1 protein-coding gene is annotated in these 403 nt (G+C 51.6%); it reads right to left on the minus strand.

Annotated elements, in window-relative coordinates; genetic code table 11:
- A partial coding sequence (locus C5470_RS22245; RefSeq protein WP_166291954.1) for an AMP-binding protein occupies nucleotides 1-403 on the minus strand: 403 nt, incomplete at both ends.

Genomic DNA, 403 nt, shown 5'->3' on the forward strand with positions numbered 1-403 from the left:
CCGAGGTGTAAATGACATAAGCCAGGTGCCGTGATGTCAATGTGGTTATCTGTGGGTTACTCTTTGATTGTTCAAATACGGCATTCGGATTCAACACCTGACGTTCTACCAATACCTTTTCTCCCAAAGAGGACTGTCCGGTTTCATCCGCCAACACAATAACTGGATTGGCATCAGTAAGAATATGGATCAGGTGCTCACCGGGGTAAGCCGGATCCAGCGGGACATACGCCCCACCGGCTTTCAGGATGGCTAATATCCCGACCACCATGGCCAGTGAGCGTGAGACACAAATCGCCACTAACTGGTCGGGCACGACCCCCAGCGTAATTAATTGATGTGCCAGCCGGTTCGCCCGGGCATTGAGTTCCGCATAACTGAGCGACTGGTTTTCATACACCAG

The organism is Photorhabdus stackebrandtii (assembly GCF_011189495.1).
In the GTDB taxonomy this organism is placed as follows: Bacteria; Pseudomonadota; Gammaproteobacteria; order Enterobacterales; family Enterobacteriaceae; genus Photorhabdus; species Photorhabdus khanii.